The sequence below is a fragment of the Agrobacterium sp. 33MFTa1.1 genome, assembly GCF_004328495.1.
GTDB lineage: Bacteria > Pseudomonadota > Alphaproteobacteria > Rhizobiales > Rhizobiaceae > Agrobacterium > Agrobacterium pusense.
This window is the reverse complement of record NZ_CP036358.1, coordinates 319,225-333,113: the sequence shown is the minus strand read 5'-3', so window position 1 is coordinate 333,113 and position 13,889 is coordinate 319,225. Positions and strand designations below refer to the sequence as shown.

15 protein-coding genes and 1 pseudogene are annotated in these 13,889 nt (G+C 60.4%); 8 read left to right on the top strand and 8 right to left on the bottom strand.

The window, feature by feature from the left end:
- Positions 1-12 precede the first annotated feature (12 nt).
- Positions 13-381: a VOC family protein gene (locus tag EYD00_RS01625; protein WP_004440188.1), complete on the bottom strand. Its 369-nt coding sequence runs from the start codon at positions 379-381 to the stop codon at positions 13-15.
- Between the two features lie 4 nt (positions 382-385).
- Positions 386-1,909: a histidine--tRNA ligase gene (gene hisS, locus EYD00_RS01620; RefSeq protein ID WP_004440187.1), complete on the bottom strand. Its 1,524-nt coding sequence runs from the start codon at positions 1,907-1,909 to the stop codon at positions 386-388.
- 234 nt (positions 1,910-2,143) lie between these two features.
- Between hisS and relB the strand changes: the two genes are divergently transcribed.
- The 5 genes and pseudogenes from relB (at position 2,144) to copM (ending at position 4,257) form a co-directional block, all read left to right on the top strand.
- On the top strand, positions 2,144-2,377 hold the full coding sequence (gene relB, locus EYD00_RS01615) for a type II toxin-antitoxin system RelB family antitoxin (protein ID WP_004440186.1): 234 nt from the start codon (positions 2,144-2,146) through the stop codon (positions 2,375-2,377).
- Positions 2,361-2,629: pseudogene (locus EYD00_RS01610) on the top strand (type II toxin-antitoxin system RelE family toxin). Before relB ends, EYD00_RS01610 begins: the two are co-directional and overlap by 17 nt.
- A 6-nt stretch (positions 2,630-2,635) precedes the next feature.
- A complete protein-coding gene (locus EYD00_RS01605) occupies positions 2,636-3,400 on the top strand; it encodes a hypothetical protein (protein WP_004440184.1) in 765 nt (254 codons plus the stop codon).
- A 41-nt stretch (positions 3,401-3,441) separates the two neighbouring features.
- The gene (locus tag EYD00_RS01600; protein WP_234899157.1) at positions 3,442-3,825 is read left to right on the top strand and encodes a hypothetical protein; all 384 of its coding nucleotides are present in this window, start codon (positions 3,442-3,444) and stop codon (positions 3,823-3,825) included.
- Positions 3,826-3,882: 57 nt separating this feature from the next.
- Entirely contained in the window at positions 3,883-4,257 is a 375-nt protein-coding gene (gene copM / locus EYD00_RS01595; protein ID WP_004440183.1) for a CopM family metallochaperone, read from the top strand.
- A 146-nt stretch (positions 4,258-4,403) separates the two neighbouring features.
- Here the strand turns inward: copM and EYD00_RS01590 are convergent, their stop codons facing one another.
- Positions 4,404-5,321, bottom strand: a complete 918-nt coding sequence (locus tag EYD00_RS01590; protein WP_004440182.1) for a LysR substrate-binding domain-containing protein — start codon at positions 5,319-5,321, stop codon at positions 4,404-4,406.
- A gap of 81 nt (positions 5,322-5,402) precedes the next feature.
- On the opposite strand from EYD00_RS01590, the gene EYD00_RS01585 reads away from it, so the two are divergent.
- Positions 5,403-6,446 (top strand): YeiH family protein, encoded by a 1,044-nt coding sequence (locus EYD00_RS01585; protein WP_004440180.1) that lies wholly within the window; start codon positions 5,403-5,405, stop codon positions 6,444-6,446.
- A gap of 14 nt (positions 6,447-6,460) precedes the next feature.
- On the opposite strand, the gene EYD00_RS01580 is transcribed toward EYD00_RS01585, so the two are convergent.
- Positions 6,461-6,904 carry a hypothetical protein gene (locus tag EYD00_RS01580; protein WP_004440178.1) on the bottom strand — a complete coding sequence of 148 codons (444 nt, stop codon included), beginning with the start codon at positions 6,902-6,904 and terminating at the stop codon, positions 6,461-6,463.
- A complete protein-coding gene (locus EYD00_RS01575; RefSeq protein ID WP_004440176.1) occupies positions 6,901-7,530 on the bottom strand; it encodes a DNA-3-methyladenine glycosylase I in 630 nt (209 codons plus the stop codon). Before EYD00_RS01575 ends, EYD00_RS01580 begins: the two co-directional genes overlap by 4 nt.
- A 234-nt stretch (positions 7,531-7,764) precedes the next feature.
- Here EYD00_RS01575 and EYD00_RS01570 point away from each other — a divergent pair, with 234 nt between their 5' ends.
- Positions 7,765-8,541, top strand: coding sequence for a L,D-transpeptidase (locus tag EYD00_RS01570; RefSeq protein WP_004440174.1), 777 nt, complete (start codon positions 7,765-7,767; stop codon positions 8,539-8,541).
- A gap of 263 nt (positions 8,542-8,804) precedes the next feature.
- Entirely contained in the window at positions 8,805-9,464 is a 660-nt protein-coding gene (locus EYD00_RS01565) for an outer membrane beta-barrel protein (protein WP_004440172.1), read from the top strand.
- A gap of 232 nt (positions 9,465-9,696) precedes the next feature.
- On the opposite strand, the gene glcF is transcribed toward EYD00_RS01565, so the two are convergent.
- From glcF to EYD00_RS01545, 3 genes are all read right to left on the bottom strand, one after another.
- Positions 9,697-10,998 carry a glycolate oxidase subunit GlcF gene (gene glcF / locus EYD00_RS01560; protein WP_004440171.1) on the bottom strand — a complete coding sequence of 434 codons (1,302 nt, stop codon included), beginning with the start codon at positions 10,996-10,998 and terminating at the stop codon, positions 9,697-9,699.
- Between the two features lie 3 nt (positions 10,999-11,001).
- A complete protein-coding gene (gene glcE, locus EYD00_RS01555) occupies positions 11,002-12,216 on the bottom strand; it encodes a glycolate oxidase subunit GlcE (RefSeq protein ID WP_034496299.1) in 1,215 nt (404 codons plus the stop codon).
- A 202-nt stretch (positions 12,217-12,418) separates the two neighbouring features.
- Positions 12,419-13,852, bottom strand: coding sequence for an FAD-linked oxidase C-terminal domain-containing protein (locus EYD00_RS01545; protein WP_004440167.1), 1,434 nt, complete (start codon positions 13,850-13,852; stop codon positions 12,419-12,421).
- Positions 13,853-13,889 lie beyond the last annotated feature (37 nt).

The window sequence follows — 13,889 nt, the reverse complement described above, 5'->3', positions numbered from 1 at the left end:
CGGTACTTTTCGTCACGGTTCGAGCGGCTGCATCATTTCGATGCGGTTTCCGAAGGGATCATGGACATAAAACCGGTGATATCCCTCAAGCGGTTCATCCTCAACCACATGGCAGCCCGCTGTTTCAAGTGTTTTTCGCAAGTCTGCCAAGTCATCGACCAGAAACGCCGGATGGGCTTTTTTCGCCGGTCGGAAATCCTGCTCGATGCCCAGGTGCAGTTTTATCGAACCCCGGCTGAACCAACAGCCGCCGCGGGCAACCAGATTGGCCGGTTTTGCATGTTCCGCAAAGCCGAGCAGGCTCCCGTAAAAAGCCCGCGCCTCTTTTTCACGGCCAGCCGGCATCGCCAGTTGAACATGGTCGAGCGCAAAGATCCCCATGGCTTCAGCGCCCTTCGGCGGCGCGGCGAACGTCCTCTGCCTGATGCTCCAGAATCTCGCGGACCTTTGCCACCAGCTCGGCCTCCGGCACGCTGACCTGGGCCACACGCGCCTCGCGCCAGCTGGCATTGTCCTCGATCTCGCCGGAGAGGCGCTTGCCTTCGATCAGATCCTTGATCTGCACCACGCCTTCGGCGCGCTCGTCACCGCCCTGAATGATGGCAATGGGGGAACCGAGGCGGTCGGCGTATTTCAGCTGGTTGCCGAATTTCTTCCAGTTGCCCTGATACATTTCAGCGCGGATGCCTTCGGCCCGCAGCGCCTGGGTGAAGCGCTGATAACGGCTCATACTCTCCACATCACCATCCATGACGGTGATGAGAACAGGCGCGAGCGGCTTCACCTGACCGAGCTTTCCGAGGTTCTTCAGCGCCGTCATCAGACGCGAAACGCCGATGGAGAAGCCCGTGGCGGGAACCGGCTGGCCCATGAAGCGGGAGACGAGGCCGTCATAACGGCCGCCGCCGCCGACGGAGCCGAACACGACCTTTTCGCCCTTTTCGTTGGTGACGTCGAAGGTGAGCTCGGCCTCATAGACCGGGCCTGTATAATATTCGAGGCCGCGAACGACCGAGGGGTCGATCTTGATGCGATCCGCATCGTAACCGGCACTGGAGACCAGAGCGCCGATGATGTTTAGTTCATCAACGCCCTCCTCGCCTTTCGAGGTGCCCGCGACCAGTTTCGCCAGATCATCGGCGCTCGCCGCATAATCCTTGATGCCGACGAAAAACAGGACCTTTTCGATCTGCTCGTCACCGAGACCGGCACCCTTAGTAAAGTCACCGGACTCGTCCTTGCGGCCGGGGCCGAGCAGCAGCTTCACACCCTCAGGGCCGAACTTGTCGAGCTTATCAATAGCGCGCAGCACGTTCAAACGACGACCGGCATTTTCCTCGCCACCGAGACCGATGGCTTCCATGACGCCATCGAGCACCTTGCGGTTGTTGACTCGGATAACGTAATCTCCGCGCTTGATGCCGAGTGCTTCCAGCGTATCCGCCATCATCATGCACATTTCGGCATCCGCCTGCACGCCGGCAGCACCCACCGTATCGGCATCGAACTGCATGAACTGCCGGAAACGGCCGGGGCCGGGCTTTTCATTGCGGAAGACATAACCGGCGCGATAGGTGCGGTATGGCAGCTGGATTTCGTTGAAGTTTTCAGCCACATGGCGTGCGAGCGGCGCCGTCAGATCGTAGCGCAGGCTCATCCACTGGTCGTCGTCATCCTGCAACGAAAACACGCCCTCGTTCGGACGATCGCTGTCCGGCAGGAACTTGCCGAGCGCATCGGTATATTCGAACTGCGGCGTTTCGATCGGGTCGAAACCGTAAAGCTCATAAACCCTGCGGATCTTGTCGATCATCTCGTTGGTGGCATGGATATCGGCAGCCGAGCGGTCCACGAAGCCGCGCGGCAGGCGGGCTTTCAGTTTCTGAGGCTTTTTTGCTTTTTCGCTCATGATGCCGATCCGATATTTTCCTGAAATTATGCCGGTGTTGAAGCGCGCCGCGCTTTAAATTCTGTTTTTACGCATGTCTTTATCCCAAAACCGCTGCGCACTTTTGGGAGACATGCTTTAGAGGATGAAGCCCTGTGCGGCAAGCCGCAAAGGCTCCGGTTTTACTGGCCGCGAAGGACAAGTGATGCTATATGGGATGCATGTATCCCATTTTAGTCGGAAAGGACGCAAGCGATGAGCAAACAGACGGCCATCCGCCTCCCGGATGAGACCTATGAGCGGCTGAAAGCGCTTTCCGAGCGCACCGGACGCACATCTGCCTATTACATTCGCGAGGCGATCGAGAAGCATATCGAAGATATGGAAGATCTTTATCTCGCCGAAGAGGCGACGCGGCGACGGATCGCAAACAATGAGCGCACCTATACTCTGGAAGAAGTGATGCGCAATCTTGACCTGGAAAATTGAGTTTCAGCACCGCGCCGTCAAGCAGCTTGAAAAGCTGGCGAAGCAAGATGCGAACCGCATCGTTTCGTTTCTGGCAGACAGGGTGGTGCAAAATGAAAATCCCCGCCAGACTGGTGCCGCCTTGCAAGGCTCCGAACTCGGCAATTATTGGCGCTACCGGGTGGGCGATTATCGCATCATCTGCGATATACAGGATCACAAGCTAATCGTGCTGGTGGTCGAATCGGCCATCGCCGCGAAATTTACCGTTAGGCATTCATGATCCTCGAAGCCCTGCAATATGCCGCGACACGCGCGGTCACGCCGAAAGAATTCCGGCCGCATATCCGCTATTCCGTCAATCTCTGGGCACGCGCCAATCGTTGCGCCAAAGCCTGGGCGGAGCATGAAAACAACAGCCGGCAATTCGTGCTGCAATCGGCGAGAAAGCTGAAGCAGAGACGGACCGCCGTGGTGCTGGGGTCCGGCCTGTTGCGGGATGTGCCCCATGAGGCGCTGGTGGCGATGTTCGATACCGTCGTTCTGGTCGATCTGGTACATCTCGCCAGCGTGCAGGCGAAGTTGCGGCTCAATGCCAAAAAGAACGTCCGCATCGCCAATCGCGATCTTTCCGGCTTCGATGATCTCATGGCCGGCCGACCGGCGGAACCGCTCGATTTCCTGCGGCGGGTGCCCTATCTCGATTTTGTCGTCTCGGCCAACCTGCTGTCGCAGATCGGTACGGGTGCACAGCATCGGCTGGAACGGCAGAAAATAGCGGCTACGCCTGATGATCTCCTGCCGAAACTCATTCATACGCATCTCGATGCGCTGGCCGGTCTGCCCTGCAAGGTGTGCCTCGTGACGGACACCGCCTTTGACGTCATCGGCAAGGATGGAAGCCTGCACCAGCACGAAGACCTGCTGCACGGCATTGAGCTTCCCGCGCCCGCCGCTGCATGGGAGTGGCCGCTCGCGCCGCTTGGCGAGGAAAGCAGGGATTATCGCATCGTGCACCACGTCATTGCACGCGAACTGACCTGATCGTCATGCTTATTCCATAATTTCAGCGGTAACTTCACATCATGCCCCATGTGGTCCGCACATTGATGTTCCTTGCCTGCCTGCTTTACGGCGCGATGCCGGCGCAGATGGCGATGAGCATGCCGACAGGCATGGTTGTTTCCTCGCAATTGCCGATGAAACATCAAGATACCCAATCACACCCGCAAGATCACGGTTCTCAAACGCCTGCGGAGAATGCCGCTCATGACGCGGGAACGGGCGGTTGCTGCCCCCACGGCAACGATGCTTCACATCCGGATTCCTGCGCCGCCTGCCTGATCGTGGTCCCACGAATGATCTTTGCCGATGCCGGGCGGATGGCATTCGCCTATCCGAAGCCGCAACGCGGCACTGTGTTTGACGGCAAGGCTTTCGCGCCGCCGCTACCGCCTCCCCGCGCCTGACTGCAGATTTTTCAGACCGACTTTCGAAAAATCCGTCAGACACAGGAAGGATAATCCATGTCTATCAAGACCATTACGCTCGCCGCCGCTTTTGCGGCCTCTCTCGCCATGCCCGCTTTTGCACAGGACGCGGGCGGCCATGCCGGACACGACATGTCAAAAGGCAGCATGAGCGACAGCGCTTCCACCCAGGCCTTCATGGAAGCCAGCAAAAAGATGCATGGCAATATGGCCATCGATTATAGTGGTGATGCCGACGTCGATTTCGTGCGCGGCATGATCCCGCATCATCAGGGGGCGATCGATATGGCCAAGGTCCAACTGCAATACGGCAAGGACCCGGAAATCCGCAAGCTGGCCGAAGAAGTGATCAAGGCGCAGGAAGGCGAAATCGCCATGATGAAGGCCTGGCTGAAGTCCAGGGGCAAGTGATTGCTACTGTTGAAGGGGAGCGCCGGCTATGGCGCTCCTCCGGCAACTTTGCGGCATATTTCTTCCCCCGGCGGGGAGAAGAAACTTGCGACAGCTTTCCCATACGACGGCGAACGCGCGAACGCCGCCTGCCACCCCGCGCTTTACTATAACCCCGCAAGACCGGCCTTGTAATCCTCCGATGCCGCGCGGCTGAGGCGTTCCAGCTCCATGGCTGCCCGGCTGGTGTGGCGTTCCTTGTGGCGCAACAAAGCGAAGTTGCGGGCGGGCAGATCAATACCAGCGCGAACGAGCAGGCCTTGCCGCAGGAAGAGGGATGCCACTGAGGCTGAAACCGCCGTCGCAGCCCCGCCGGAGCGTGCCGCCATCACCACCGCCTCGTTGGACGGCAGTTCAAGCATGACCGAGAGTTCACCCGGATCCACGCCCATCTGCCGCACCGCCGCCTCGAAGGCGGAGCGGGTGCCGGAGCCCTGCTCGCGCAGAACCCATGAAGTGCCGTAGAGGATATCCAGCGCGGTGAGATAACGGCCATCGGCAAAGGGATGGGCGGAGCCCGTGACGACCAGAAGCTTGTCAGACACCACCGGCTGCACCATCAGAGCCGGCTCATCGATCCTGCCTTCAATGAAACCCACCTCCGCAAGACCGTCCAGCACCGCCTGCGTCACGGTCTTGGTATTGCCGATATCCAGCCGCACGGTGACACCGGGATAGAGCTTCTTAAACTGCATCAGGATCGGCGGCAGCCAGTAGCTCGCAATGGTCTGGCTGGCGCAGACGGTGATTTCGCCGCGCGTCAGCCCGCCCATTTCGGAGAGAATTAGCTCCGCATTGCGCACACGCGCCAATGTCGCCTTTGCTTCACCCAGAAACACCCGGCCGCTTTCAGTCAACTCAATGTTGCGTCCGACGCGGTGGAACAGTTCGACATTATAAAAGGCTTCGAGATTTTTGATGGCGGAGCTGACGGCGGAGGCGGTCAGACCGATGGCTTCCGCAGCCCTTGTCAGGTGCTCGCGTTCGGCTACGGCTATGAAAATACGGAGCTGCTCAAAGGTCATGGTTTTTCATTCGATTTTATCGAATAATATATGCCATATTATTTGATAGAATAAAACAGGCTGCTGCGGCATGGTCTGGTCATGGCCCAACATCGCACCCTTGCTCATCCCTTCCAGTTTTCGCTCCGCTGGCTCGCCCCGCTTCTTCCGGGCATTCTCCTCTGTGCGGCCGTCAGCTGCGCCGCCATTCTGGCGGAGCGCTTTCAGGTGCGGCTTGCGGGCCATGCCTGGCTTGGCGATCTCGTTCTCGCCATTCTGATCGGGACCATGCTGCGTTCGCTGGTGGCTCTGCCCGCAGCCGCTTCCGCCGGCATAAAGTTCAGCGCCAAGACCCTGCTTGAAATCGCCGTGGCGCTTCTCGGTGCATCACTCAGCCTGTCCATCCTCAAGGGCGCGGGCGGTCTGCTGATAGGCGGCATTGCGCTGATCGTCGCGCTGTCACTGGTCGTCAGCTATGCCGCCGGGCGGATGCTCGGCCTCCCGCCCAAGCTCGCGACGTTGATTGCCTGCGGCAATTCCATCTGCGGCAATTCCGCCATTGCCGCTGCGGCCCCCGCCATCGGCGCCAAGCCGGAAGATGTCGCCGCCTCGATTGCCTTTACCGCGGTTCTCGGTGTCGCCGCCGTGCTTTTGATGCCATTCCTGCCGCAGCTTCTCGGGCTCGACGCCACCCAATACGGCATCTTCGCCGGGCTTACGGTCTATGCCGTGCCGCAGGTTCTGGCCGCCACCGCCCCGCTTGGCGCGATTGCCGTGCAAACCGGCACCATCGTGAAGCTCATCCGCGTGCTGATGCTGGGACCTGTCATCGCCACCCTCTCCGTCGTCCACGGCCGGTCGGACAAGGGACGCCTCAGATTGCAGCAGATGGTTCCGTGGTTCATCATCGGCTTCGTGCTGATGATCATGGCCCGGTCATTCGGTCTCATACCTGAAGTCCTGCTTGCCCCCGTCGCCTCTCTCTCAAACATCCTCACCATCATGTCGATGGCGGCGTTGGGCCTTTCGGTCGATATCCGCAGCCTTCGCCACGCCGGCGGCAAGGTCATCCTCGCTGCCAGCCTGTCTCTCTTGCTGCTGGGTATCCTGAGCTTTGGCCTGATCGTATTGACCCAGACGGCCTGAGCCAGCTTCCGGCTTTATTCGCCGGCGCTGACAGTAAGTGTATAATGCGCACCGAGCCCGCGGCGCGGCGAACCGAGAATGAGCGTCGGGCGAATCAACCACTCGGTATCTGCCTTTGGTGTCAGCGTCGCCACCTTGCCCTGGGAATCGCTGAAGAAAATCGCATCTTCATCCGGGGTCGAAAAATCGAAGATCGCCATCAATACGAATTCGCTCGAGGCGGCAAGCTCGACCTTCACCGTCTGCCCTGCCTTCACCTTCAGACGATAAACATCGCCGCGCCCGCGGCGCGTCCAGCCCTCGAGCTTCAGCGGACCGGCCGGTGGCAACGCCACCTCCTTCAGCCTTTCGCCGTCATCCAGCCAGATACCGTCAACGTTGCGGCCTTCCGCAAAGGAGGGGTGCGGCACGGCGGCCATGGCCATGGCAAGCGCCAGGAGAAGGGGGGTTACCTTCATGGACGTACAAACTCCCGCCGCATGACCTCTATCGGCTGGCGGCAATGACAGCCTTCGATATGATCGTTGACCATACCCATGGCCTGCATGAATGCATAGACGGTCGTCGGGCCGACAAAGGTCCAGCCCCGCTTCTTCAGATCCTTGGAAAGGCGGATGGAGGCGGCGCTGGTCGGGTTGGCCCTTAAAGTCGCATAGTCCAGCCTTTGCGGCCTTTCTGCGGCAGCCGGTTCGAAACCCCAGAAATATCGGGCGAGCGACCCGAACTCGTCCCGCAGAGCCACGGCGCGGCGGGCGTTGTTGATGGTGGAAACAATCTTGCCGCGATGGCGGATAATGCCCTTGTCGGCAAGGCAGCGCTCGATATCGGCCTCGCCGAACTCGGCCACTTTTTCGAACTCGAAATTGGCGAATGCAAGACGGAAAGCCTCGCGCTTGCGCAGCACCGTCAGCCAGGAGAGGCCGGACTGAAAGCCCTCCAGGCAAATTTTCTCAAACAGGCGGCGATCATCGGTGACGGGATAACCCCATTCCTCGTCGTGATATCGGCTGTAATCCGCAAGCCCCTGCTGCCAGAAGCACCGAACAAGGCCATCCGCGCCCGTTTCAAGTCCCGCCTCGATCATTTCCGTGACCACCTTTTCCACTCCGCCTGCGACCACTTAAAGACTGCACTTACCACTCATTCACCACGTTTCAAAACGGGGTGCTAACCCTAAAATCAGCTTTCCTTAATCAAGCGCTTTTTAATGAACAGCCATTTACGATTCGCTGGCGTCAAGGTGCGAACGTGTTCGGCAAAGCGGGAGAATGATCCCGCAAATCCATAGTTGCGACGTCCCGCAGAGAGAGTCCACCCGATGACGATGAAGTCCGTTTTCCTGGCGCTGAGCCTCGTTTCCACCCTCGCCGTCCCTGCCGCCATGGCCAATGAACGTTATCGCGAGCGTCCGCCCGTCGTCGTCAGCCCGGATCTTTCTGCGCCATGGGTAACCCAGCTCGGCGGCCGCGGCAACGTGCGCCCCGTTGTCTATCCGCGCGCACCTGCCGCACGCCAGCCGTTCTTCCAGCAGCGCCAGGCCGCGATGCCGCAGCGCCCCAGCTCCGGCGTCACATCGCAGCGCCCGGCACGGGTGCAGAATGCAGCCGTACGCCCCAATGCGCCGGTGCGTACCCAGATCGCGCCGCAATTCCTGCCGCAGATCGTCACCTATCCGACCAATGAAAAACCCGGCACTATCGTCATCGATACGCCGAACCGTTTCCTCTATCTCGTGCTTGCTGATGGCAAGGCCCGGCGTTATGGCGTCGGCGTCGGCAAGCCCGGTTTTGAATGGGCTGGAACTCACAAGGTAACCCGTAAGGCGGAATGGCCGAGCTGGACCCCGCCGAAGGAAATGATCACCCGAGAGGCGGCAAAAGGACATTACCTGCCGGCCTTCATGGAAGGCGGCCCCGCCAACCCGATGGGCGCGCGCGCCATGTATCTCGGCTCGACGCTTTACCGGATCCACGGCACCAACCAGCCCTGGACGATCGGCAGCAACAATTCCTCCGGCTGCATCCGCATGCGCAACGAGGATGTCACCGATCTCTATGAGCGCGTCAACGTCGGAACCAAGGTCATTGTGATATGACGGCAACGGTTCAGCCTTTCCGGCCGCTTCGGAACGGGCGTATCGGCTTATCCGCTTGAATTACCGCCCTGCGGCGGTACAATCCGGCTCACTTCAGCGGAATGAGACTTGGCGGGGGACGCCAGGCGCCGAACCTCTCTCAGGGGGATGACGGAACGGCCTTAAAGCGGGTGGTCAATCGACCGCCCGTTTTTCGTTTCTGTCATTCAAATGTTATCAAAAAACGGTTTGGTGAATTACTGATATCAATCTGGATTCACTTCATGCCGCGCCATACTTCATTTGTTTGCGCCCTGCTCTTCAGCGGCGTTTCCTTCTCTGCCGCAATCGCGGGCGAATTCGAAATTTCCGGTTACGGCGGCTGGCAAAGCGCACCGCACAGCGATGTGAAAGTTTCCGACGGTCCGGATTTCCGCGCCGGATGGGAAGGCAAGTCCTTTTCCAACCCGCCCTACTGGGGCGTGCGCGGCACCTACTGGTTCGATGAGGGTCAGCTCCGGAATTTCGGTATCTCGCTCGATTTCACCCATGACAAGGTCTATGCCGATGACCAGACGCTTGCCCGCTCAGGCTGGTCGCATTTCGAATTCACCGACGGCCTGAACCTACTGACGCTGAACGCGCTCTACCGCTTTCCGCTGGAATCCCTGCCGATCACCCCTTACGTCGGCGCCGGCGTCGGCATCAACGTGCCGCATGTGGAAGTGTACCGCCCCTCCGGCAAGACTTTCGAATACCAGTTCGGCGGCGCAACGCTGCAGGCGCAGGCCGGCCTCAGCTACCGCATCACCGACAGCTGGTCGACCTTCGTGGAATATAAGGGCACCTATTCCTTCGTCGATGTCGATATTGACAACGGCGGCTCGTTGAAGACCGACATCATCACCAATGCGGTGAATTTCGGTGTGGCGTATAAGTTCTAGTGGTGGCTTGGGAAGCGGGGCGCATCCTCGCAGCCGGTGGGCATCCCCTCACCCTCACTCCCTGTGCTTGTCACAGGAATCTGGACGATGCGCGTCCGCGTGACGGAAAGAATCTTCTCGGCCCAAGGACTGGCTGGATCCCCGTGACAAGCACAGGGATGAGGAAACGAGAGCGACGACGCTCAGGCGAATCTTTTCTCATGCACGACGGGCTTTACTGGTGCGCGGCGTTCTAAACCGAGAGTCTAGCCGGCTTCGGCCCGCCATAAGCCCAGTCCAAAAGCTCGACAGTGTGCAGGATCGGCATGTCCGTGCCGGTTCCGATCTGCGTGATGCAGCCGATATTTCCTGTCGCGATGACATCTGCCCGCGTGGCCTCGATGTTCTTCACCTTGCGCGCCTTGAGCTTGCCGGAAATTTCCGGTTGCAGGATGTTGTAGGTTCCGGCCGAGCCGCAGCAGAGATGCCCTTCCGCCGGATCACGCACGGCAAAACCCGCCGCCTTCAGCAGTTGTTTCGGCGCAAGCGTGATCTTCTGACCGTGCTGCATGGAGCAGGCGGAGTGATAGGCGACCGTCAGCCCCTGGCTTTGCTGTTGCGGCAGATCGAGCGTGGCGAGGTATTCGGTGATGTCCTTTGCCAGAGCCGAGACCCGCGCGGCTTTTTCGGCATAGGCCGGATCAAGCCGAAGCATATGGCCGTAATCCTTGATGGTGGTGCCGCAGCCGGACGCGGTGATGATGATGGCGTCGAGACCGCCATTCTCCATCTCGCGCGTCCAGACATCGACATTCCGCCGAGCAGAAGCCAGCGCCTCTTCCTTCCGCCCCATATGATGCACCAGCGAACCGCAGCAGCCCTCCCCTTTCGGCACAACGACCTCGATACCGAGCCGCGTAAGCAGCCGCAGCGTCGCCTCATTGATACCGGGATCAAGCACCGGCTGGGCGCAGCCGGTGAGAATGGCGACGCGCCCCCGCTTTTCACCTTCGGCCGGTCGCGCGCCCGGGCGGCTTGACGCCGACGCTGGAGGGACCGCGGCCGGTGCGAGAGCAAGCATGGACTGCAGCGGTTTCAGCGCGGGAGCCTTTGCAAAAAGACCGGCGAAAGGCCGTGCCAGACGGGCCAGATGCAGGGCCAGCCGGAAACGGGCAGGATGGGGTAATATGCCGACCAGAAGATTGCGGATCAGCCGATCCATGAAGGGGCGCTTGTACGTCTGCTCGATATGGGCGCGGGCATGATCGACCAGATGCATGTAATCCACGCCGGAGGGACAGGTGGTGGTGCAGGCAAGACAGGAAAGACAGCGGTCGATATGGGTGACCACCTCGCGGTCGGCCGGACGGCTGTTTTCCAGCATGTCCTTGATGAGGTAGATGCGGCCGCGCGGGCTATCCAGCTCGTTGCCAAGCGTGACATAGGTGGGACAGGTGGCGGTGCAGAAGCCGCAATGCACACATTTGCGCAGGATTTTTTCGGATTCCGCCACATGTGGATCGGCCAGCTGCTCAGGCGTGAAGGATGTTTGCATGGTTCAGACGGCCCTTTCCATCGTTACGGCCATCTTGCCGGGATTGAAGATGCCCACGGGATCGAGCTTCTCCCTGATACGCGCGGAAAGCAGTGCTTCCGCCGCCGGGCGCGGTTCGAAGGCCGCGACTTTGGCGCGCACAGCATCGCTCGCCCTTACCAGCGTGGCATGGCCACCGCCGAGCGCACGGATTGCGCCGCGCAGCAGATGGGCTTCGGGGTCCGCCTCCATCTGCATCCAGACCAGGCCGCCCTGCCAGTCATAGAAGGCGTCGATGCCTGCCTCCATGCGCAGCGCCGCAACAAGCTGGTGGCCCATCGAAGGCGCTACCGAGACTTTCCAGAGCGGCTTGGCGGATTGGCCGACATAGGGCGCGACATCCCGGACCTGCCGCCACAAAAGACTGCTTTCCTCGCCCTCCAGCAGCGCCCAGGGTCCGACGCGATCCATGACCGACAGGAGTTTAGCCGTGCGGGCCTCCACCGAGGCCGCAAGGCCTTCCAGACGCAGAATGGTGGCCGGTCCTTCCGGCAAGCCGCCATCGATAAAGCTGGAACGCACGCTTTCAGGCAGATGCGCCGCGCCGGAGACCTCGACGCTCATCGCCATCGCCGCCGCCATGATGCGTGTCGCCGCCTCGTCATCAAGGCCGGACACGACAACGGTTTTTTCGACGGGCGGTTTCGGCAGCACGCGGAATGTGACTTCGGTGAGGAACCCAAGCGTGCCGAAAGAACCAGCGAGAAACTTCGACAGATCGAGACCGGTGACATTCTTCATCACCCGGCCGCCGGCTTTGATGATCTCGCCACTGCCATTAACGAAACGGATGCCCAGCAGGCTGTCGCGCGCCGCACCCGCCACATAGCGGCGCGGACCGGAAACATTGGCGGCAAAGACGCCGCCAATGGTCGGTTCGCCATGGGTGCCCATGATGGGGCGATGGTCCATCGGTTCGAAGGCCATCATCTGGCGATTTTCTGCCAGCGCCGCTTCGACAGTTGCGAGCGGCGTGCCAGCCTTGGCAGTCATGACCATTTCGGCGGGGACGTAGGAAACGATACCGTTCATCGCACGGGAGGTCAGCACGGTCTCCGCCGTCACCGCATTGCCGAAACCGGAGCGAGTGTTGCCGCCGAAGATTTTCAGCGGGGTTTTGCGCGTGGCATGATCGCGGATGATGTCGGCGACCTGGGTTTCCGCGTAGGGCGTCAGCATGCGATTGTTGCCTTCGAGCAAGTGATACCCCCCTCTGCCCTGCCGGGCATCTCCCCCTCAAGGGGGGAGATCGATATACCGCACTCACCCGTTCCATGGGCAGGGTGTTCTCCCCTTGCCGATCTCCCCCCTTGAGGGGGAGATGCCCGGCAGGGCAGAGGGGGGTAAGCCACACCCTGCAACATCATAAATCCAGCGCCCATCAACCCCTCCCCTCCAGCGGAAACACCTTGGAAGGGTTCATCAACCAGCCCTCGTCAAAGGCTGCTCGCACCGCCATCTGCTGGGCGAGATCGGCCTCGCCATATTGGTGGCGCATCAGGTCACGCTTTTCGATGCCCACACCATGTTCACCGGTCAAACAGCCGCCGGCATCTACGCAGAGCTTCAAAATTTCGTTGCCCGCTTCTTCCGCACGGGCCGCATCGTCAGGGTCATTGGCGTTGAACAGGATCAGCGGGTGCATGTTGCCATCACCGGCATGGAAGACATTGGCGACGCGCAGGCCGAGGCGATCGGTGATTTCGCTCGTCTTTTTCAGCACATGGGAAAGCTGGGAGAGCGGCACCGTGCCGTCCATGCAGATATAATCCGCGATACGACCCGTTGCGCCAAAGGCGGATTTGCGGCCTTTCCAGATCGCGGCCGCCTCCATTGCCGACTGACATTCCTTCACCGTCTTCACGCCATGTCGTCGGGCAATGGCCACGATATCGGCCAGCATGGCGTCCATTTCCGCCTCGGAGCCTTCGACCTCCACGATCAGAAGCGCACCGACGTCAAGCGGATATCCCGCTTTGGCGAAGGCCTCGCAGATTTCGATGGCCGGTTTGTCCATGAACTCGATGGCAACAGGGATGATGCCCGCGCCAATGATATCCGCGACGCAGGAGCCCGCTTCTTCGGAGGTTTCGAAACCGAACAGCACCGGGCGCGCGCCCTCCGGCTTGGCGATGAGGCGCACCGTTGCCTCCGTCACGATACCGAGCTGGCCTTCGGAGCCGCAGACAAGCGCGAGCAGGTCGTAACCTGCAGCATCCAGATGCTTGCCGCCCAGCTCGAGCACCGTGCCATCGACCAGCACCATCTTGACGCCAAGCAGATTATTGGTGGTGACGCCATATTTCAGACAGTGCGCGCCGCCGGAATTCATACCGATATTGCCGCCGATGGTGCAGGCAAGCTGCGAGCTGGGGTCGGGTGCATAAAAGAAACCCTCCGCGCCTGCGGCATCGGAGATGGAGAGATTGGTGACGCCCGCCTGTACCCGCGCCGTGCGATTGTAAAAATCAAGCTCAAGGATCGCACTCATCTTCGACAGGCCGATCACCACGGCGTCTTCCTGCGGGATGGCGCCGCCTGAAAGCGAGGTGCCGGCCCCGCGCGGCACGACCGGAATGCCGGAGCGATGGCAATATGTCATGACAGCCGCCACCTCCTCCGTCGTTCTCGGCAAAGCGACGGCGAGCGGCAGACGGCGATAGGAAACGAAAGCATCGGTCTCGAAAGGCACGAGTTCGCGGGGCTCGTGCACAAGACAGTCATCAGGCAGGACGGTCTTGAGGTCGGCGATAATTCGTTCGCGATCCGCCAAGACCTGAGCGCGCGGCTCCAGAAACTTTATAGGCTGCGTCACCGCCGCTCCTCCGTGCCGATAACTGGTATTGTTTCTT